A 17084-nucleotide genomic window follows, 5' to 3' on the forward strand; every position below is an offset into this window, starting at 1 on the left:
CTCGGCGGGGTGCGGGGGTGGGGTGTTCGGAACGGGCCCGGGGCGCGGCGGGCTGCGTCGCGCCCCGGCGAAGGACTCAGGACGCGAGTACGGCGTGCGCGTCGATGTCCCAGGCGGGGATGGTGAGGCCGAGTTCGATGTACCGGGCGGCGCGGGCCTTGGCCTTGTGCGGGCCGGAGAACGCGCAGCCCTTGTGGCGGCGCGGCGGGGCGGGGTTGGCGCCCTTGCGTTCGCGCATGTGGCTGTAGAAGACCTCGATGTCGACGCCGTCCAGCAGGCAGTGCAGGGCCCAGCGGTGTTCGCTCCCGGGGTAGCCCTCGTGGACTCCGGCGCACCGGGTGCGGGTGCAGCCTTCGGGCTCTTCGACCGGCGTGCTGCGGGTCGTGTAGCCGAGTTCGAGCATGCGCGGCCAGGCCGCGGCAACGGAGTCCCTGTTGCGCTTCACGTCGGGGAGGAACACAGAGAGATAGGGCGCAGTCATGGCGCGCGGGCCTTTCGGTTCGGGTCGTGTCGGCGGTTGCTCTCCACCAACACCCCAAATAATACAGCACGCGTCATGCGTAGTCCACCTACCCCATGAAGTCAGGCCGTCAGCCCTACTCCCGACGCGCACTGTTCCTTGTGCATGTGGTGGACAGGGACGTACCCGTTCAGTCGTCGCTGTCGCTGCGCCACCGGGAGGGCGCGGGCGGGCAACCGGGTACCCACAAGGCCGGTCACCTGGGTCCACTTCTCCTCGAACCCACCGCGCTGCTTCGACTCGACTCCAGCGGGGGCCGCCACCAGGTACGCGTCCGCCGACGGGTAACCGTCCCCGGCGTCCAAGTAGTGCGCCCGCTTGATGAGGGAGTTGCGTCCCGAGCGCACCCGTACGCCCTGCGCCTCGCGCCCCCACCGGAGCACCGCCATCTCCGTCTCCAGGCGGGTGCCCTCGAACGTCACACGCACCGACCGCCACGCCTGGCCCTTGGCCTGTTCTCCGCGGCACATCTCGTTGTGGCCCTCGCACCACGGGGCGGTGTCCAACCATCCCGACCGGAGTTCGAAACCGGCCCGGTGTCCGCGCCGGCACTTGGCCGTGCGCTTCGTCCGGCACCACCACTGCGGCGACGAGCAGCGCTTGCCGTGCCAGGTCCGGCAGTCCTTCGTACGGCCGGGCAGGTACAGGCGCCGTACTTCGTACAGCGCGAACGGCGTGCGGTCCAGGTCGCGCTCGAACCGCGACAGAACAGCGTCGTTGGCCGGGACGTCCTCGGCGAGCTGCTGGTACAGGGACCGCTCTCCGTACAGGGCCACCTTCTCGTTCAGGGCCTGGGAGGTGTACTCCATCATCAGGACCGCGGAGCCGATCTCCGGGTGCTCGCGCAGCCGTTCCTCGTGCCGTTCTCTGGAGGCGCAGACGCCACTGAACGGGCACTGTGCGCAGTAGCTCTTGCGGATCTTCTCGCCGAGCCGTGCCAGGACGTACGCCTCTACGGAGGCGCGGTTCATGCCCGCTTCGATCAGCGGGTAGTACGGCTCGCAGATCGCCCGGCCCGCGTCCTGGTTGTGCTTCTGCTGGATCGCCGAGTCCTTGTCCGCCCGGCCCTGTTCGCCAGCGTGGTAGCCGATGACGCGCCTGAAGGTGTCGGTGCCGAACTCGTGCGCTGCCCAGGCGTCGAGGCACCAGCCCTTGAAGCGGATGGAGCACGTTCGGCGTCCGGAAGCCATCTGGGGGACGGTTCCGGCGGCGCGCAGCTCGCTCGACAGCCGCCACGGCCCTACCGGCCGGACGTGCTTCGGTGCGCGGGTGTCGTCCAAGATGACCACGCCGTCGGCGTCCCGTCGTCCGCCCCGCGCGATCTGGACCGTGCGGACCTTCCTGGCGGCGAGGAGCGGCAGCACCAGGCGGTCGACGTACGAGAGGGAGTCCGGCCACTCGTCGCCGGTCACCGCGTGCACGACGATCAGGTCAGACAGGTCCGGCTCAAGTCCGTGCGCCACTGGGTCGGCGAGGAACTTGAGGATGATCGCCGTACTGTCCGCACCGAGTCCGTACGACAGGACGGTGCGCGGCTTGCCGGCCGTCACGGGGGCGGCCGTCTGTGCAGGCGGTTCGGGCAGGGTGAACAGAGTGGTCTGGATGAGGGCATGCATGGGGGCTTTCCATTCGGGTCTTCCGGCGGTTGCTCTCCGCCGGGGAAGGCCGGGGTGCGGCAGCGGTCCCGCACCCCGGTAGGCCGGTCAGTGGGCGGGGCGGGTGCAGTAGTTGGCTATGGCTTCGGCCGCAGCAGCGGAGTCGGCGACGCAGTCCACCAGACCGCCGTTGCCGCTGATGAACACCGGGTCGCCGACCGGCTCTCCGTTCTCGTCGTGCGCCCACACCGTCCAGCCGGTGTGCACGGCCGGGACGTGCTCCACCGACGGGTTGCGGTCGCCCACGGACAGGTGCAGGTGGTTGCGGACGTCCTCAGCCGGGGTGGCGGGGTCCATGGGTACGGCATAGGACATGCCGAGCCCGTCGGTGTGCGCGGTGATGTTCCACTGCGCGAGCGCCGTGCGGAGCACGTCACCGGCGGTGCGTCGCGCCGGGGCGAGCCACTGGGAGATGGCCAGCGCTCCCCAAGGAGCGAGGTAGGCGATGGGGTCCCCGGCAAGGGCCTCGAACACGGTGGCTTCCTCTACGAAGTGCTGTTCCGCGTTCACCGACCACCCCTTGGCGGTGAGGCCCCCGGACGGCTTGGAGTCGGCCCCGTCGAACCCGTACAGGTCGATGGTGATGTGCTCGCTCTCCATCGCCTTGTCCCGGGAGACGGCGGCCGGGTGGGCAATCAGCAGCTCGTCGGCAGGGTCGTAGAAGGCCGGAATTCCGTGCATGTCGAGGGCGGCCATGATCGTGGGCACGGAGGCGGGCAGCGTGAACATGATGGGTGCTCCTGTTTCGGGTCTGTCGGCGGTCGCTCTCCGCCGGAGGTAGCGGCCGGGGCGCCGCACTGGGGGCGCCCCGGCCCGTCGTTTCACTGGTTGTTGGGCTCCGACTCGGCATCCGTGCCGGAGCCGTTGAGGACGGCGAGGGCGCGTCTCTGGACGTCCTGCGCCAGGTTGCGGATGTACCGGATGCCGACGTGGCGGTACAGGTCCCGGATCTGCTCCTCGCTGAACACCGCGAGCTCCGGCCACTTCGCGAGCGAGGCGGCGTACTCCTCGTCGGTGAGGACGGGGAAGCGCCAGGCATCGGGGCGGTTCCATCCGTGGCTGGCCGTCATCTCGGCATCCAACGCCTGCCACGCCGGGACCAGGACTTCCGCCTCGTCATCGCGCTTGTCCATGTGGTCGACCGTCCAGCCTATGGACTGGTGGAGATTGACGCCGAATGCGGCGCGGCACTCGGCGGCGTCCGCCTCCCACGCGTCAGCCTTCTCGCGGGTCAGGGCGTGTACCGCGTTGATGTCGGTGGGGATCTTCTGCTGCATGGTGGGTCTCCAGTCGGTGAGGGGGCCGCGCTACCGGTGAGGGTCGGCGCGGCCCCCTGGTGGGATTAGGCGGCGCGCTGAGCCTGCGGGAAGCCCGTGATCAGGCGGCGGCCGAGTTCGGTGATGTACGGGGCGTAGAGCGGCCCTCGGACGCCGTCGTCGCCGTCGGTGGGGTGCACGGTGCCGTTGGCGTCGCGGAACTCGGCCAGGCCGTCACGGTGCAGGGCCTTCGCGGTCGGCCACGGGGTGCCTTCCGGCAGGCGTCCGTCCGTTCCGGCGTTGCGGAGGGCGGTGTTCCCGGCGTCGGTGAGCAGTGCGCTGCGCCCTCGGCTGCTGATGGACAGGAACGTGGGGCCGTCGTACCCGGCCCAGCGGGCGCTGGCGGCGGCGCGGCCGGTGTTGGTCACCTCGGTCACCCAGCGGGCGAGCGAGATGGCGTCCAGGACTCGGGTGTTGGTGTGTGCGGGGACGCGGCCCTTGTCGTCGGCGAGTGCAGCGAGCAGTGCGCGGCGGTGAGCGGGGGTCGGCGTCTTGCGGGCGGTGGCCATGGTGGTGGTCCTTCTGTGCGGGAGGGATGGGGCGCAGGTCGGTGCTCGTCCTGCGCCCCGTTGCAGAGGGATGGTCAGAAGACGTCGGTGGTGTCGTAGAAGGTGGCCATGCCGCCGGTGAACCGCATTCGGCCGACGGGCAGGGAGGGCGCGGCGAACTCGGCGCGGACCTGCCGGTCGTACTCGGTGTCGGAGACCAGGCGCACGCCGTGGTCGACGGTGCGGTACCCGACGACGCTCCACTTCTCGACGCCGTACCGCGTGGTGTGGGTGACAGGGTCGCTGTATTCGACGAGACGGATGATCAGGACCGGACCGGCGTCGCCCTTGATGACGGACTCGCGCAGCGTCTTGCCGCCCAGGATTTCGAAGGAGTACACCTCGTTGTGCTCGGCGGGGATGTCGACGGGGCCGGAGTCGGCGAGGACGGTGCGCAGCGGTCCGCATAGTTCGGTCAGGTCGTTCACGCTGGGCAGGGTGAAGGCCAAGGACATGGCGGTTCCCTTTCAGTTCGGGTCGTGTCGGCGGTTGCTCTCCGCCAACACTTCAAATAGTACAGCACGCGTCGCCTTGCTGGTAGTGGCCCCTTGAAAAACAACACCCGGTCCTCCTCCGGCGCCGCTCCCTGTACCGTCCGGCGGACCTAGTTGGTCAGCATGTTGGTCAAGTGCGGCCCGACGTAGCCCACGACCAGACGGCCGGCACTCTCGCCCCGCGTGTTCTTCACGTCGTCCAGGAAGTACGCCCGCGGTGCGATCCGGCCGCCTCCGGCGAGCTTCAGGTGTGCCTGCATCTCCGCGCGCCCGCCTCCGGGGACCGGGAACAGCCGCTCGTGCCCGTACTTCTCCATGGTCGGCCCGCTCTCCGTCATGGCGACCTGCTTGATGGGGTACGGCTTCGCACCCAACGGCGGCGTCATGCAGAACTGGTAGAAGCCGCCGTTGAAGCCGCCCTTTGCCGCCGCCGCATACGAATCGAGCGACGCCAACGCCGTCCACCCCTTGGCCGCCCACGTACGCGCCATCGAGTGCTCGTCGAGCCCGAACGCAACTCGCCGGTCGGCCGTCACCGTCAGGTGTTCCAGTTCCCCCAGCCGCTCCCACAGTTCCTCGAACGACGACGGGATGCCCGGCAGGCCCTCGGCGGCCTCGGCCACTTCCTCGGAACGCCCCTGCCGGAGCAGCAGAAGCCGGAGCCGGTCAGCTTCGGCCCGTGCCTGCTGCAACGCGTCCAGCGTCGTCAGGTGGTCCTCGACCTCACCGTCCCGCTCGGTGAGGACCGCCCGGAGCTGTTCCTGTACGGAGGTGTGCGCCCGCTCCGCGAGGTCGACGGTCCGCCCGAGTTCGGAGAGTTCCTTGTCTGCCTGCTCCAGCAGCCCGTTCAGCAACGCCACTTCGGTGCGCAAGCCCTCGTCCGGCTGGTCCGTTTGCGGGGGCAGCGCCGTCAGCAGTCGCGCCTTGTCCATGGAGTCCCTGCGCTCCTGCCGGTGCTGCTCGGCCACCCGGTCCGGGAATGTCACGGCGGTGAGCGAGGCGGGCAACGGGCGCTCCAGGGCGAGGATGTGTACGCGGCGGCCGACTCCGTGCCATGCGCTGTCCGACGGGTCGGTCCACCGTGCGGGGCCGAGTACCCGGTGCCGTGCTGCGTCCGGCGCCCAAGCGGGGTCGACCTGGGGCATGAAGGTGCGTACGGCTCCCGGGCTGATGCGGTGGCGGTGGCCGATTGCCTCTCGGAAGGCGTCGACGGTGACTAGGTCCCACAGCAGGTACGCGGACGCGTCCCCTGCGAGCTGCTGCATGGTGGTGGAGACGCGCTTCGACCACAGCGGATCGGCCTGGAGCGGCCGGGCCGCGACGACGGCGGGCATTTGCCGCTCGGGGTCGCACAGAACGTCGACGAGGCGGTTCACGCCTTCCCGGGTGACGCGCAGTGCGTTGACGCTCAGGCGTGACATGCCGTCGCGCGGCTCCAGTTCGCCCACCAGGTCGCGAACAAGGCGGGGCTTGCTGGGGCGTAGGACGTGCCCGGGGTGGGGGAAGCATTCCAGGTCGACACACACCGTGCCGGTTCCTGTGGTGGAGCGGACGGCCGTGACGGTGGTGCGCCAGGTTGCTTCCGGCCTGTCCTCGCGGAGCTGAAGGCGGGCGGCGTACTCGGTGCCGGCATTGTCGTACGCGGCCTGCGACAGGAGATGCGCCGACTCGTCGAGCGCGTGCTGCCCGGTGCCGAGCTCTACGGGTGTGCGCGGGAACTTCGCCTTCAGCCACGCCCCGGAGACCAAGCGGACGGTGTCCAGCAGTGCTTCCGCATCGGGTATGGCGAACACGGAGCGGTGGGTGAGGGTGCTGTCAGATGGGTTCACGGGAGCCTCTCGGAGGAACGGGCCTGGTCCGGGACCTGGCCGAAGGGGATGGGAAGATCCCGCGCGCGGACCGGGAGCCTATGGAGGGCCGATGGCCGCGCGCGGGAAGACTGGGAAACCGACCCGGCGACGGGGGCTCGTGTGGCAGGACCCGACCGTTGCGTTCGGGGCTCAGGAGCCGAAGTGGCTGCGCCCGTCGTGGTTGAGGTGCAGGCCGTGCACGTGGAGGTGCTTGGTCGCCTGGTAGTCGGCCCACGAACGCGTGCTCTCGTTCCAGCCGGAGACGCCGACGACCGTCCCGTAGAAGTAGGCGGTTCCCCAACGGTGGTACTGGGTGAGGCCCGCTTCGTCGGGGTGTGCAGCAACAACCGCTTCGATGATCGTCCGAATCGCGCGGGTCTCGAACGTGTCGGCGTCGAAGCGCACCGATTCGAAGTGGCAGTAGCCGTAGTCCTTCACCCCCTTCTTCGCGGAGAGGGACAGGCGGGCGGCCATGTCGTCGGGGAGCAGCACCATCGGCCGGTCCCAGGAGTCGAGCGTGAGGGCGATCTGTGCCGTGGTCAGGTCGGGCGCGGAGGTGGGAGCAGTCATGAGAACGGGACCTTCCAGAGGGTGAGGCAGACGAACTTTTGAGCGTTTTGAGCGGTCTCTACGCGCGCGCACGCGTAAGACGACGCTCTTGTGCGTTACTTCGCGTTGTTGGGGCTGGTGTGACTGGTGTGGCCCGGGGGCCGTACCGCCCGCCGTGCAGGGCGGGCGGTACCTACCGGTCAGGGCTGGAGGAGTTCGCCGTTTTCCCTCATGACCTCTTCGAGGGCGAAGCGCTTGATGGGGAGGTAGCCGCAGGATTCGAAGTCGAAGCTGTGCCAGTGGGCACGGCCGTTGGGGGTCAGTGAGCGGGCCCAGATGCGGCAGTCGCGGTAGATGGTGCGTGCGATGTCCTCAGTGGAATCCAGCTTCTCCGCGCAGTCCGCGATGGCCCTTTCGCGCTGCCTGCTGGCGACGGCGGTCATGTGGGCGGCGTAGCGGTCGATGGCCTCTACGTCGTGGACTTCGAGGCAGTTGCCGTAGGCGTATGCGTCGAGTTCGGAGTGGGTGTTGGTGGCGGGCGTCGGGAGGACGGCCGTGACGGTGCCTTCGTCGGATATGAGGACGGTGAAGGCGCGGGGGGTCTTGTCGAGCGTGACGGACATGGGTGTCCCTTTCGGTTTGGGTCTTGCCCGGTTGCTCTCCGGGCGGTTTACGGGGAGTTCCCCGCCAACACCTCGAACAGTACAGCACGCGTCACCGAATGCAAAGTGAGACCCCCAGCCGCCTACCTACGTAGGGAGAACATGGAAACAACGAAGGGATCTCGACTCACGCTGTACTTATCTGTCGAGTGTGTGTAGCGTTCGAATCGCACCACCGGCCCGGAGAGCAACCGGGCCAGAGACCCGAATCGAAAGGTGACTCCCATGTCCACGTCTCGCCGCACCCGTTCCTTCCTCGCTGCTTTCGCCGCCGGATTCGCGGCCACCGCCGTCCTCGTGGCCGCCGGACCGCTGACTACCGCCGACCGTCCGCACGAGCGGCAGGAGGTCACGGTCGTCCCCCTCTCCGGGGACGACAACGGTGACGGCCGGATCGACGAGGACGAGTCCGGGTGGGACTGCACCCGCATGGGCAACCGCGTTTGCGGTCCGAACACGCAGCTCGCCCGCTACTAACCGCCCCTCCGCCGGGGGCGCACCGCCCCGACGCGCCCCCGGCTCCCCCGCCAGAGAAGGACGTCCTATGCCCAACTGCCCGGTCTGCTGCGCCCAGTGCGACGACCACGGCTACATCCGTGACGCCGTGTTCGACGAGGACACGAACCGTCTTGTCCCCGTCGACTACCGCTGCGACTGCCGGGGCCCGAGGGCGCGCCCCTGCTTCGACTGCGAGCTCGCGTACTACGGCATCTGAGACCCCGGGCCGGGGGCGACAAACCGCGTCCCCGGTCCCGCCTTGAAAGGACTGCCCCATGCCCCGTCCCGTGTTCTTCGATCTCGACCCGACCATTCGCCCGGTGCTGCTGGAAGCGCGCCCCGACGATGCCCACCCGTACGACTTCGATCCGGCCACGGTGCGCATCGTGCGCGGCGACCAGGTGCAGCGTGGGGACGTTGTCCTGGGGGACGTGTTCGGCGTCGACGGGAATCGTCTGGCCCAGGTGTCGTACCTCCCGTACGGCTGCATCCCCTACCGGGCCGCACCGCGCCCCATGGACCGGACGTGCCCGTGCGAACTGTGCTTCTACCGCACCGATCCGTACGGCCGCCTCACCCAGCCGATCGCGCTCACCGTGTGGCAGCGCCGCGCACTCGACCCGGTGTGCGAGCTGGTGAACGCCGACGAACTCATGGCGATCATCCCCGCCGCATGGGCGCCGACCCACGCGCCCATCTCCCTGACCACCCCCTGAGAGGCCCCCATGTACTCCCTGGCGCTCGATGACATGTCCCTTGGCCTCACCGATCGGCCGATCGACGACGAGGACTTCGTACAGCTCCCGTTCGGGCTCACGCTGGGCGCGGTCGTTGCGGTCCGCGCCCATGAGGTGAGGGCCGGAGACTTGGTGGTTGCCGAGTTCCCCGCCGAGTTCGGCGTCCGCACGGTGGAGCACGTCCCTGACCCGTACGTCGCCGCCCCCGTCTCCACCCGGGAGTGCCCGTGTGAGAGATGCGAGGAGTGCGACGCCCTGAACGCGTGGATTGCCGACGACCACAGGCGCATTGCGGACCTCGCGTTGCGGTACGTGTGCCTGGCGCCGTCCGAGGGCGACGAGCCGTGCGCGCTTACCCTGCGGCACCGCCCGGTGGCCGTGATCCCCGCCGCCACCGTGGCGTCGGCTAAGGCCGCCGACGAGAGGACGCCGGTGCTCACGACGTACAGCGTGGTGTGGCGGGCAGGCTTCGAGGCGGCCAGTCCGAAGGAAGCCGCGCTCCTCGCGTACGAACAGCTCAAGACGTACGGCACAGACGCCTGGCCCCCCGAGCTGGAGGTCACCGGTGCAAGCGGGGACACCGTCACGTTCGACCTTTACACCGAGGGAGCGGGCCAGTGACCGAACAGGACTGGTCGCGGATGTGGCGCGGCGACTTCGACGAGTCCGCGCCGCTCGCCCTTGTTGAAGTCGCCGTTGCGAGGGCTGCGGTCCCCGTGCCGGCCGTCCCGGACGCGTGCGGCACGACGGCGCTGTTCGGTGAGGAGCCGCCCTCCCGCCCGGTTGCCGTGCGCCGTCGGGTGCAGGCCGAGCCGCCCCAGCCTGACGCCTTGTTCTAGGTCTCATCTAGTACAGCGTGCGTCGCTCTTGAGTGATCAGTCCGGGCGAAGCCGGGGCCCACCTAGCTTCCGGGCCTTGCCGTTGGGGTTTTCGATCTTCCTCCGGTTTCCAACTGGACCCACGGCGACGCGCGCTGTACTATTTGAAGTGTTGGTGGAGAGCAACCACCGACAAGACCCGAACCGAAGGTGAATCCCATGGCTTCCGCCAACTCCCGCCGTGCCGCCGTCCGCCTCCGCAACCGGACCCGCGCCAACCGGGAAGCCGCTCGCACACGTCGCGCCGCCGCCACCGCCGCCCGCCGCGTCCGCACCGGCCCCCGCTCACTGGTCACCCACATCATCGCGACCGGCGCACCGCTCGACGTGGTGAAGGGCGCGGCGGACGCCCTGCGCACTCAGGCCCGCAAGGCGGGCATCCGGGGCCGCGCCTCCCGCATCCGCCGCACCCTCAACGGCCGCGCCCGCCGCGTCGTCACCGTGTACCGCTACACCGCCGAGCAGGTCGCGCAGATCGCCGCGAACTACAAGCCGCGCAAGCCGGAGTACAAGGTCATCCGCGCCGCGCTCGCCGCCGCCTGACGACACAACCCCCCGCCGGGGCGCATCCTTCGCGCCCCGGCCCCACACCCCTGGAGTCACGCCCTCATGAGCAACGTCCCGCCCTCCCCTGAGCCCATCCCCGGTGCGGCAGAGAAGTCCATCGACCTCACCGGCCTCACCCCCTACACCGTGGGCATCATCCGTCTCGCGGAGGCCAAGGGGCTGCGCCCCACCTGGGCGCCGCCGTACGGCAACGCCCGCCGCATCATCCTCAACGCCGAAGGACCGCACGGCACGTTCGGCTCCATCACCGTCGGCCGGAAGAGCGGCAAGGTGCTCCGCACCGAACTGATCAGGGGCAACGACGGACGGCCCTACGGGGCCAAGGGCACCAACAACGTCCGCCATCTGATCAACGGGGTTCCCGTCTCCGCCTGCCAGCCCGGATGCGACGCCTTTTCCACGGCTGACTGCCGCGCCTGAACCACCCCACGGGGCTCTCCGCCCCTGTGCGATCTCACACCGGCCGGAGAGCAACCGGCCCAGACCCGAACGGAAAGCCCCATGACCACCACCCCGCCCCCGATGCAGACCGCCATATCCACGCGCGCCCGCACCGCCGCCAACGTCGCCCGCGACCGCTTCGCCGCCCCGGAGACCATGCGTGCGCTCCAGTTCATCGCTGCGCACTTCGATGCCGCTGCCGCCGCGTGTGACGCCTACGACGGCACCTCGAACGCCCCCGCCCTTGAGATGTGGCGTTGCCTGTCCGACGCCCGCGAGCTGATCACCCTGCACCCCGACAGCCGTCTCCCGGTCACGGTGATCGACTACATCACCGCGCCGGGCACCGGCGCCCCCCTGCCGAAGCTCCCCCGTCTCCTTCCCGTGAGCGAGCGGCACGCCACCGAGGAGACAGCCCTGCGCGCTGAACTCGCCCGGCTCCACAACGACACAGCAGCAGCCGACACCGACACCGAGCGTTGGTTTCGAGCGGTGCTCGCCATCCTCGCGAAGTGGAAGCGGCTCGAAGGCGTGGTCAGGGTCGACAACGCCCGCCCCTGCAACCGGGTGCGTGCCGCCGAGCTGCACGTGAAGTGCACCAGGTGCGGCAGCCCGGCCATCCGCTTCCTTGCCCGCGAGTGGGCCGTGTGCGAGTGCGGCAAGGGCCAGACCTGGGGCGACACCAGGGTCTGCGACTGCTGGGGCTACGAGTGCCCCGCCTTCCAGGGCTCCACCGACGGCTGACCTTCCCTCCCCGGGGCGCACCGTCGGGTGCGCCCCGCTTCCCTCCGGGCCGGAGAGCAACCGGCCTCACGCGACCATAAGAGAGCCCCACCGTGACCACCCTGATGTTTCGATTGCCCGACGTTCTTGCCGTCGCCCGCCACACCCTGTCTGCCCCCGTGGACACGCTCCGCCCCGACTACGTCCAAGCGGAGACCGGGGAGGACGTCGTACCGGCGCTGTGGTGGGTGAAGGACCTGGGCACGTACCTGACCGGCAACTCGACCCACCCGGGCGCGCCCCGCCCTGCGTACGCCATCGGGTACGGGCCCGCCGAGGAGGACCCGAGCACCCTCCTGGGGGGTGACTGCCGCGTGATCGACGTCATCCCGCTGCGCACCACGGGAGGCGACAGGAACTTGTACGTCGCCCTGCTGAAGTCCCTCATGGAGGGGCACAACACCGTGGTCCTCACCTGGCGTGACAGCGTCGCGGAGCTGCGCACCAAGTACGTGCCCCCCGCGAACGGAGAGCCGTTCGCAGTCCTTGGGTACACGCGCCGCATCCTCGATGCAGCACGGGCCAAGGGACTGCACGCCACGTGGACGACGGGCAAGCGCATTGATGTCGTCGACCTGGCCGCGCCCGGACCGCACGGTGCGCGGGGGCGTCTGGAGGTAGGGGCGCGATCCGGGCGGGTGCTGCGCGGGTCGGTCACGTACCTGACGGAGAACGGTGTGGTGCAGCCGACGGCGGAGGGTGCTGACGCTGCCTTGGAGCTGATGAAGGACCTTCCCGGCCCGATGTGCACACAGGACTGCACCGCCCCCGGTGCTCTCCTGCGCCTTGTTCGCCAGCGTCCGCACTGTCTTCGCGGACCTGTAGCCCAATCCGGGCAGGGGGCGACGCAAGCCGTCCCCTGCCCGTCCACTCCCGGCGGAGAGCAACCGCCGGACAGACCCGAACCGAAGGAACCGCGCACCATGAGCACAGCTACGTTCACCCGTGACCAGGTCCTGACTGCCGTCTCCGAGGGCTTCGAGCTGGCTGCCGACGAGGCTGAACTCGACGTCTCGGACGACGAGTTCACGTGGCCGCGCGTCGCGACCCTGGCCTACCTCACCGCTCCGTCCGCTGTCTGGGCCGACGTGGCCTGCCAGCACGCCGCCTACCAGGAGAGCGACGAGGAGGGGGAAGCCTCGCCGTTCCTCGTTGAGGACGGCCGGACGTTCACCCGCGACGAGGTATCGGCCGCCGTGAACAGGGCCGTCGACGACGCCGCCGAGCACACCCGGGGACGAATGGCCGATGACATCGACTGCCTTGCCGTGAACGCCGTGCTCACCCTCCTGGACACCCCCGAAGCCAGCTTCGACGACGTGGCGAGCGAGTGCTACGGCGAAGACCCCGAAGAGATCCGGAAGTGGCTCGCCGACGCCCAGTGACCGCCGGTTCCCGGGGCCGCGCCGCCCCGGGCCGGCACTGGGGCGGCGCGACGCCGCACAGCGCTTCACCCGTTCCCCTCCCCAGCGGTCCCGCACCACTCCCTCGTACCGGCGGGTCGCACCCGCCAGGACTGCCCCGCCCAACTGGCCGGAGAATACCGGCTCCCGATGAACGGACCCACCCCGTGAACGCCACAGTCGCCCCCGACCCGTACGACCCCTCGCCCGGAACCGAGTACGCCTACCCCCTCTCCGACTACGCCCGCGCCGCACGGCGCTTCCTGGGGAGTGATTGGGGTGCGGAAAGCGGATGGCACGGAGCGTCCGGCCTGCTCTTCACTCGGGACGCCCGGGTGTCGCTGCGCCTGGCGGTCGACCACGAAGACGACTTGCACCTGGACGGATTCGACGCCAGCGGGCCTCGGACGATCTACATCATGGCCGAGCAGCGACCCGAGGGGCCGCCGTCCGACGCTGAGGACATGGCCGAGTGGGGACGGGCGATAGCTGCCGTCGTCACCGCCACGGTCACCCGCATCCCGTAACCCGCGCCCCTGGGGCCGCGCCGGGCGCGCGGCCCCGCACCACTCTGAGAAAGGCACCTTCATGTCTGTGCTGCTGATCGGCTACTGGGACGCCGAGACCTTGATGGTCACGGAGTCCCACATCTTCAGGGACGGCGACCAGGAGGCGATCGACGAAGAGCTTGACCGGCCCGACCTCGACGCGTTGTGGGCGTACGAATTCCTCGTCGACACGCACCCCGAAGCCGTCCAGATGGCCTACGACCAGGAGATCGGCCCCGGCATCGAGGGGGACCTCGTGGATGAGGCCCAAGGCTACGAGCCCACCCGCTGACCTACGAGGCAGCGCGACGTAAGCCCCCACCGCATGACCACATACCGGCGGAGAGCAACCGCCGAAAGACCCGAAGGAATCCGCTGATGTCCACTGTCACCGCCCCGCTGACCTCCGCTGGGCCGGCACTCGCCGACCGTGTTGCGGCTCTGCTCCCGCCCCGCGAGGGACACGGCTGGGAGGCTGCCCCGTGCACGGTGTGGTGGACGACCCGCCCCACCTTCCGCCTCACCCAGGCCGGACGGCCCGGCGCGCTCATCCTCGTACGGGCCCCTTGGCGTACGGAGATCGCGTGGCAGCTCGACAACCGGGAGCCGTACGCCCCGGACCTCACCCTTGACCGGCTGGCTCCGGAGCCGGTGGTGCGCGAGATCCTGCGCCTGATCCTGCCGCGTCTGGACGACGCGACCGCCGCTGCGAAGGCCCACCAGCGTCCCGAAGCCGCCCGGCAGCGGTCGCAGCACCTCGACGTCATCGGTGCTGCGGTGCGCGCCCACGGGGTGACGGCGTACCGCGTCGACGACGTCCAGCCGAACAGCGACGCCGTGGTGTGGGGCAGCGGGGGCGTGCGGTACGCGGCGGCCCTTGTCGGTTCGAACCCGGCGTGCAACTTGTCCGTCACCGGGCCCGTGACCACTGTGGAGCGGGTGCTGCCGTACTTCCTGCGGGAGCCCGCCGAGCAGACCCCCCGGTTCCCCGTGCGGGGTGTACGGACGCGCCTGGGCCGTCGACTGGCCGCGCACCTCGCGCAGTTCACGGCTGTCGACCAGCTCGACGACGGCGGCCTCAGCTTCGGCGGGAGCACCGGCCCGTTCGGCTACATCGCTGCGCCCGCCGATCCGGTCGCCCGTGTCCGGGACACCGCGCCGGTGGCCGCCGAGCTGCACGGCGTCGGCATCGACCACCTGGTCCACCTCGCCCCGCTCCTCACCAACTGACCATGGCGCGCCCGGCGCCGGGCGCTCCCCCTCGATCTCGTACGTATGAACTGGAGACCTGACCATGACCTTCACGAAGAATGACTTCGGCACGGACACCATGCGGGAGGCGCTGCGCCCGCCGCTCGCCGCCCTGGAGCCGCAGATGCTGACCGTGATCCGGAACGCCGTTGCCGACGTGGAGGAGGCAGCGTGGAGGCGCGTGGCGGCCCGCCGTATCCGCGCCGTCGCGCCGGGCCCGTACGCGGTCGCGGTGTTCACCGCAGCGGAAGTATGGCCCCACGAGTACGACAGCTACAGCGCAAAGGGTGTGGAGCTGTACACCGAAGCTCTGGCCGTGGCGCTCGGGGACCCCAGTGAGCACGTCGACTTGGACGACGCCGAGCTGACCTGTGCGCTGGAAGGTTTGTCGGCGTTGCGGCATCCGACCGAGGGGTCGACGATGGCGATCTCCCTGGACGGGGAGGACGTCGGCCGCTGACGGTCACTGCTCCGTTTGCCGGGCCCGTCGCTTCCCTCCGGAGCGCCGGGCCCGTTCTCTCTTGAGAACAGCTCACAGCATGTTCAAGCATCTGAGCTGCGCTAATAGACCACTCATAACGCATGCTGTACTCTTTTGGTGTTGGTGGAGAGCAACCGCTGACCAGGCCCGAAGTGAAAGAGAACAGCAGATGCCCGAGCTGACCGCAGCTGAACAGAGCGTCGTCACCACCGCCCTCGCCCACAAGGCGATCGGCGCCCCGGTCCCCGCCCACGTCATGGCCGAACTCGACGAGATCGCCGCGCCATGGCCGGGCCGCTGGCTCCTACCCTGGGTCGAAGGAGAGCCGGAGCGCGTAATCGAGCTTTGTGCAGGCCCGGGGGGCTGGGGCGAAGGGTTCAAGACTGTCCTCGGCGTCACCCGCTTCGACGTCGTCGGCGTCGACATCGACCCGGACGCATGCGAGACCGCCCGCGCCGCCGGTCACGTCCGCATCTGCGCCGACATCACCACCCTCGACCCCGAGAACCCCGCACTGCGCAGCACGCGGGGCGTCATCATCAGCCCCCCATGCCCCGCCTTCTCGCCGTCGGGCAAGCTCGCCGGTCTACTGGAAGCCAACCTGGACATCCTGTGCGAGACGATCGCCTACGTCGGTGAGGCCGCCGGATTCATCCGCCTCGATGAGGTCTGCTGCGACGAGCTGTACCCCGATCTCGACGACTGCCCGATGTGCGAGGAGTTCGGCTACCACAGCGGCTACGCCCCTCGCTCCGGAGCGAGTTGGGCGGATGTGCGCACCTCGCTCGACGGACTCACTGACGAGCGCATCGGCCTGATGGCCGAAGTCGTCATCTGGCCGCTCGGTCTCCAGGCTGCGGGCGCACCGATCGCGTGGATGGCCATGGAGCAGTCCAGCAACCTGCCGGAGCGGGTGCTGGAAGACCTCTCGATCGAGTTCGGGTGTGCCGATTGGTTCCGTACTTCCTGGGCCGTCCTGGAGGCCGCAGACCTCGGCGTCGCCTCGCGCCGGAAGCGGACGTTCATGATCGCGACCCGGGACAAGTGGGTCGACATCGCACCGCCCGCCGCACCCATGCCGGTGGCGACGATGGCGGACGCACTTGGCTGGGACGAGGGCGAGCGGATGAACACAAGGGGCAACCGGCCCGTCGACCCGGCGACCGGCCGCGCCAAGGGCGGCAACTGCTTCTCCGCCGACAAGCCGTCGTGGTGCCTCACTGGCAAGACCCGCACATGGGCCCGCGAACGTGACGGGCTGCGCCTCACCCCCGCAGAGGCCGGAACCCTCGTGTCCTTCCGGGCCAGCTACCCATGGCAGGGCTCCCGCTCTTCGCAGTTCCAGCAGGCCGGAGACGTCGTCTGCCCCGTCGTCGCCGCGTTCGTCCTGGCCGCGATCCACGGAATCGACTGGGAGCCCCTGGTACGGGACTACCTCACCAGCCTGTACCGGTACGACGATCTGTGGGCAGAGGCATACGACCTTGCGGTCTGACAGTGTCTCAGCGGTCCCGCTCATCAGCTGGGGACGGCTTGCGGTGTCGCCCCCGGCCCTTGGCCGGGCGGTCCCACTCTGCGGGCCTCTCCGCCACCGGCCGGGGCGGGTAGAGAAGGGCCTTCGCGGCAGCCAGGTCGTCAACCATGCCGACCGTCACCCATTCCGTTCCGATCCGCTCCTGGATCACTCTGGGTGCGGTCGGCTCCACGTGCTGCGCTCGGTTCGGGCCCTGCGTGAGCGGCACCGCCCGCAGCTCCCCATTCCGTGCGTTCAGGCGCTCCTCGCGCCGCCGCGCCCACTCGTCCAGCGGTTCTTCGTGCATCGCGTCATCGTGGCGCAGACGAGTCCCACCGCGCCACCCCGAGCGGGCTTCAGCCCCGGACCTCAAACACGCGTTCGTGCATC

The 17084-nt window shown here is 69.7% G+C and carries 24 protein-coding genes; 14 read left to right on the top strand and 10 right to left on the bottom strand.

Going from position 1 to position 17084, the window contains the following annotated elements; genetic code table 11:
* Positions 1 to 76: 76 nt before the first annotated feature.
* The 9 genes from ACFWVV_RS17145 to ACFWVV_RS17185 form a co-directional block, all read right to left on the bottom strand.
* Positions 77 to 481, bottom strand: a complete 405-nt coding sequence (locus ACFWVV_RS17145; RefSeq protein WP_384350909.1) for a hypothetical protein — start codon at positions 479 to 481, stop codon at positions 77 to 79.
* A gap of 101 nt (positions 482 to 582) precedes the next feature.
* Positions 583 to 2136 (bottom strand): hypothetical protein, encoded by a 1554-nt coding sequence (locus ACFWVV_RS17150; RefSeq protein WP_384350912.1) that lies wholly within the window; start codon positions 2134 to 2136, stop codon positions 583 to 585.
* Positions 2137 to 2223: 87 nt separating this feature from the next.
* Positions 2224 to 2904: a hypothetical protein gene (locus ACFWVV_RS17155; RefSeq protein ID WP_384350915.1), complete on the bottom strand. Its 681-nt coding sequence runs from the start codon at positions 2902 to 2904 to the stop codon at positions 2224 to 2226.
* 92 nt (positions 2905 to 2996) lie between these two features.
* Positions 2997 to 3452, bottom strand: a complete 456-nt coding sequence (locus ACFWVV_RS17160; protein WP_384350918.1) for a hypothetical protein — start codon at positions 3450 to 3452, stop codon at positions 2997 to 2999.
* A 65-nt stretch (positions 3453 to 3517) separates the two neighbouring features.
* Entirely contained in the window at positions 3518 to 4000 is a 483-nt protein-coding gene (locus tag ACFWVV_RS17165) for a hypothetical protein (RefSeq protein WP_384350921.1), read from the bottom strand.
* 74 nt (positions 4001 to 4074) lie between these two features.
* Positions 4075 to 4494: a hypothetical protein gene (locus ACFWVV_RS17170; protein ID WP_384350923.1), complete on the bottom strand. Its 420-nt coding sequence runs from the start codon at positions 4492 to 4494 to the stop codon at positions 4075 to 4077.
* Positions 4495 to 4643: 149 nt separating this feature from the next.
* Positions 4644 to 6362: a hypothetical protein gene (locus ACFWVV_RS17175; RefSeq protein WP_384350925.1), complete on the bottom strand. Its 1719-nt coding sequence runs from the start codon at positions 6360 to 6362 to the stop codon at positions 4644 to 4646.
* Between the two features lie 171 nt (positions 6363 to 6533).
* Positions 6534 to 6953: a hypothetical protein gene (locus tag ACFWVV_RS17180; protein ID WP_384350928.1), complete on the bottom strand. Its 420-nt coding sequence runs from the start codon at positions 6951 to 6953 to the stop codon at positions 6534 to 6536.
* Positions 6954 to 7132: 179 nt separating this feature from the next.
* Positions 7133 to 7555, bottom strand: a complete 423-nt coding sequence (locus tag ACFWVV_RS17185) for a hypothetical protein (protein ID WP_384350931.1) — start codon at positions 7553 to 7555, stop codon at positions 7133 to 7135.
* 264 nt (positions 7556 to 7819) lie between these two features.
* Between ACFWVV_RS17185 and ACFWVV_RS17190 the strand changes: the two genes are divergently transcribed.
* The 14 genes from ACFWVV_RS17190 to ACFWVV_RS17255 all read left to right on the top strand — a co-directional run bounded on the left by ACFWVV_RS17190 (position 7820) and on the right by ACFWVV_RS17255 (position 16676).
* A complete protein-coding gene (locus ACFWVV_RS17190) occupies positions 7820 to 8071 on the top strand; it encodes a hypothetical protein (protein WP_384350933.1) in 252 nt (83 codons plus the stop codon).
* A gap of 67 nt (positions 8072 to 8138) precedes the next feature.
* Positions 8139 to 8309 carry a hypothetical protein gene (locus ACFWVV_RS17195; RefSeq protein WP_384350936.1) on the top strand — a complete coding sequence of 57 codons (171 nt, stop codon included), beginning with the start codon at positions 8139 to 8141 and terminating at the stop codon, positions 8307 to 8309.
* A gap of 58 nt (positions 8310 to 8367) precedes the next feature.
* Complete coding sequence (locus ACFWVV_RS17200; RefSeq protein WP_384350939.1) at positions 8368 to 8808, top strand: hypothetical protein; 441 nt, start codon at positions 8368 to 8370, stop codon at positions 8806 to 8808.
* A gap of 9 nt (positions 8809 to 8817) precedes the next feature.
* Positions 8818 to 9450, top strand: coding sequence for a hypothetical protein (locus ACFWVV_RS17205; RefSeq protein ID WP_384350942.1), 633 nt, complete (start codon positions 8818 to 8820; stop codon positions 9448 to 9450).
* Positions 9447 to 9668, top strand: coding sequence for a hypothetical protein (locus ACFWVV_RS17210; protein ID WP_384350945.1), 222 nt, complete (start codon positions 9447 to 9449; stop codon positions 9666 to 9668). The genes ACFWVV_RS17205 and ACFWVV_RS17210 overlap by 4 nt, the downstream gene beginning before the upstream one ends.
* Before the next feature lie 198 nt (positions 9669 to 9866).
* On the top strand, positions 9867 to 10250 hold the full coding sequence (locus ACFWVV_RS17215; protein ID WP_384350948.1) for a hypothetical protein: 384 nt from the start codon (positions 9867 to 9869) through the stop codon (positions 10248 to 10250).
* 66 nt (positions 10251 to 10316) lie between these two features.
* Complete coding sequence (locus tag ACFWVV_RS17220) at positions 10317 to 10694, top strand: hypothetical protein (protein ID WP_384350951.1); 378 nt, start codon at positions 10317 to 10319, stop codon at positions 10692 to 10694.
* Between the two features lie 81 nt (positions 10695 to 10775).
* Positions 10776 to 11459, top strand: a complete 684-nt coding sequence (locus tag ACFWVV_RS17225) for a hypothetical protein (protein WP_384350954.1) — start codon at positions 10776 to 10778, stop codon at positions 11457 to 11459.
* Positions 11460 to 11551: 92 nt separating this feature from the next.
* Positions 11552 to 12883 carry a hypothetical protein gene (locus ACFWVV_RS17230; protein ID WP_384350957.1) on the top strand — a complete coding sequence of 444 codons (1332 nt, stop codon included), beginning with the start codon at positions 11552 to 11554 and terminating at the stop codon, positions 12881 to 12883.
* 185 nt (positions 12884 to 13068) lie between these two features.
* Positions 13069 to 13428, top strand: a complete 360-nt coding sequence (locus tag ACFWVV_RS17235; RefSeq protein WP_384350960.1) for a hypothetical protein — start codon at positions 13069 to 13071, stop codon at positions 13426 to 13428.
* Between the two features lie 61 nt (positions 13429 to 13489).
* Positions 13490 to 13741: a hypothetical protein gene (locus tag ACFWVV_RS17240; RefSeq protein WP_384350963.1), complete on the top strand. Its 252-nt coding sequence runs from the start codon at positions 13490 to 13492 to the stop codon at positions 13739 to 13741.
* An 86-nt stretch (positions 13742 to 13827) separates the two neighbouring features.
* Positions 13828 to 14679, top strand: a complete 852-nt coding sequence (locus ACFWVV_RS17245; RefSeq protein ID WP_384350966.1) for a hypothetical protein — start codon at positions 13828 to 13830, stop codon at positions 14677 to 14679.
* A 64-nt stretch (positions 14680 to 14743) separates the two neighbouring features.
* Entirely contained in the window at positions 14744 to 15160 is a 417-nt protein-coding gene (locus ACFWVV_RS17250) for a hypothetical protein (protein WP_384350969.1), read from the top strand.
* Positions 15161 to 15350: 190 nt separating this feature from the next.
* Entirely contained in the window at positions 15351 to 16676 is a 1326-nt protein-coding gene (locus ACFWVV_RS17255) for a DNA cytosine methyltransferase (protein ID WP_384350972.1), read from the top strand.
* Between the two features lie 7 nt (positions 16677 to 16683).
* Here ACFWVV_RS17255 and ACFWVV_RS17260 read toward each other — a convergent pair whose 3' ends face one another.
* Positions 16684 to 17001, bottom strand: coding sequence for a DUF6087 family protein (locus tag ACFWVV_RS17260; RefSeq protein ID WP_384350975.1), 318 nt, complete (start codon positions 16999 to 17001; stop codon positions 16684 to 16686).
* Between the last annotated feature and the right edge of the window lie 83 nt (positions 17002 to 17084).

The organism is Streptomyces sp. NPDC058663 (assembly GCF_042716745.1).
Taxonomy (GTDB): domain Bacteria; phylum Actinomycetota; class Actinomycetes; order Streptomycetales; family Streptomycetaceae; genus Streptomyces.

Excerpts from the sequence above, each read along its gene's own strand:
- ACFWVV_RS17250 (WP_384350969.1), top strand. The coding sequence starts at position 14,744 with ATGACCTTCACGAAGAATGACTTCGGCACGGACACCATGCGGGAGGCG.
- ACFWVV_RS17190 (WP_384350933.1), top strand. The coding sequence starts at position 7,820 with ATGTCCACGTCTCGCCGCACCCGTTCCTTCCTCGCTGCTTTCGCCGCC.
- ACFWVV_RS17150 (WP_384350912.1), bottom strand. The coding sequence starts at position 2,136 with ATGCATGCCCTCATCCAGACCACTCTGTTCACCCTGCCCGAACCGCCT.
- ACFWVV_RS17220 (WP_384350951.1), top strand. The coding sequence starts at position 10,317 with ATGAGCAACGTCCCGCCCTCCCCTGAGCCCATCCCCGGTGCGGCAGAG.
- ACFWVV_RS17160 (WP_384350918.1), bottom strand. The coding sequence starts at position 3,452 with ATGCAGCAGAAGATCCCCACCGACATCAACGCGGTACACGCCCTGACC.
- ACFWVV_RS17200 (WP_384350939.1), top strand. The coding sequence starts at position 8,368 with ATGCCCCGTCCCGTGTTCTTCGATCTCGACCCGACCATTCGCCCGGTG.
- ACFWVV_RS17255 (WP_384350972.1), top strand. The coding sequence starts at position 15,351 with ATGCCCGAGCTGACCGCAGCTGAACAGAGCGTCGTCACCACCGCCCTC.
- ACFWVV_RS17205 (WP_384350942.1), top strand. The coding sequence starts at position 8,818 with ATGTACTCCCTGGCGCTCGATGACATGTCCCTTGGCCTCACCGATCGG.
- ACFWVV_RS17195 (WP_384350936.1), top strand. The coding sequence starts at position 8,139 with ATGCCCAACTGCCCGGTCTGCTGCGCCCAGTGCGACGACCACGGCTAC.
- ACFWVV_RS17245 (WP_384350966.1), top strand. The coding sequence starts at position 13,828 with ATGTCCACTGTCACCGCCCCGCTGACCTCCGCTGGGCCGGCACTCGCC.
- ACFWVV_RS17185 (WP_384350931.1), bottom strand. The coding sequence starts at position 7,555 with ATGTCCGTCACGCTCGACAAGACCCCCCGCGCCTTCACCGTCCTCATA.
- ACFWVV_RS17155 (WP_384350915.1), bottom strand. The coding sequence starts at position 2,904 with ATGTTCACGCTGCCCGCCTCCGTGCCCACGATCATGGCCGCCCTCGAC.
- ACFWVV_RS17145 (WP_384350909.1), bottom strand. The coding sequence starts at position 481 with ATGACTGCGCCCTATCTCTCTGTGTTCCTCCCCGACGTGAAGCGCAAC.
- ACFWVV_RS17240 (WP_384350963.1), top strand. The coding sequence starts at position 13,490 with ATGTCTGTGCTGCTGATCGGCTACTGGGACGCCGAGACCTTGATGGTC.
- ACFWVV_RS17170 (WP_384350923.1), bottom strand. The coding sequence starts at position 4,494 with ATGTCCTTGGCCTTCACCCTGCCCAGCGTGAACGACCTGACCGAACTA.
- ACFWVV_RS17165 (WP_384350921.1), bottom strand. The coding sequence starts at position 4,000 with ATGGCCACCGCCCGCAAGACGCCGACCCCCGCTCACCGCCGCGCACTG.
- ACFWVV_RS17180 (WP_384350928.1), bottom strand. The coding sequence starts at position 6,953 with ATGACTGCTCCCACCTCCGCGCCCGACCTGACCACGGCACAGATCGCC.
- ACFWVV_RS17225 (WP_384350954.1), top strand. The coding sequence starts at position 10,776 with ATGACCACCACCCCGCCCCCGATGCAGACCGCCATATCCACGCGCGCC.
- ACFWVV_RS17260 (WP_384350975.1), bottom strand. The coding sequence starts at position 17,001 with ATGCACGAAGAACCGCTGGACGAGTGGGCGCGGCGGCGCGAGGAGCGC.
- ACFWVV_RS17215 (WP_384350948.1), top strand. The coding sequence starts at position 9,867 with ATGGCTTCCGCCAACTCCCGCCGTGCCGCCGTCCGCCTCCGCAACCGG.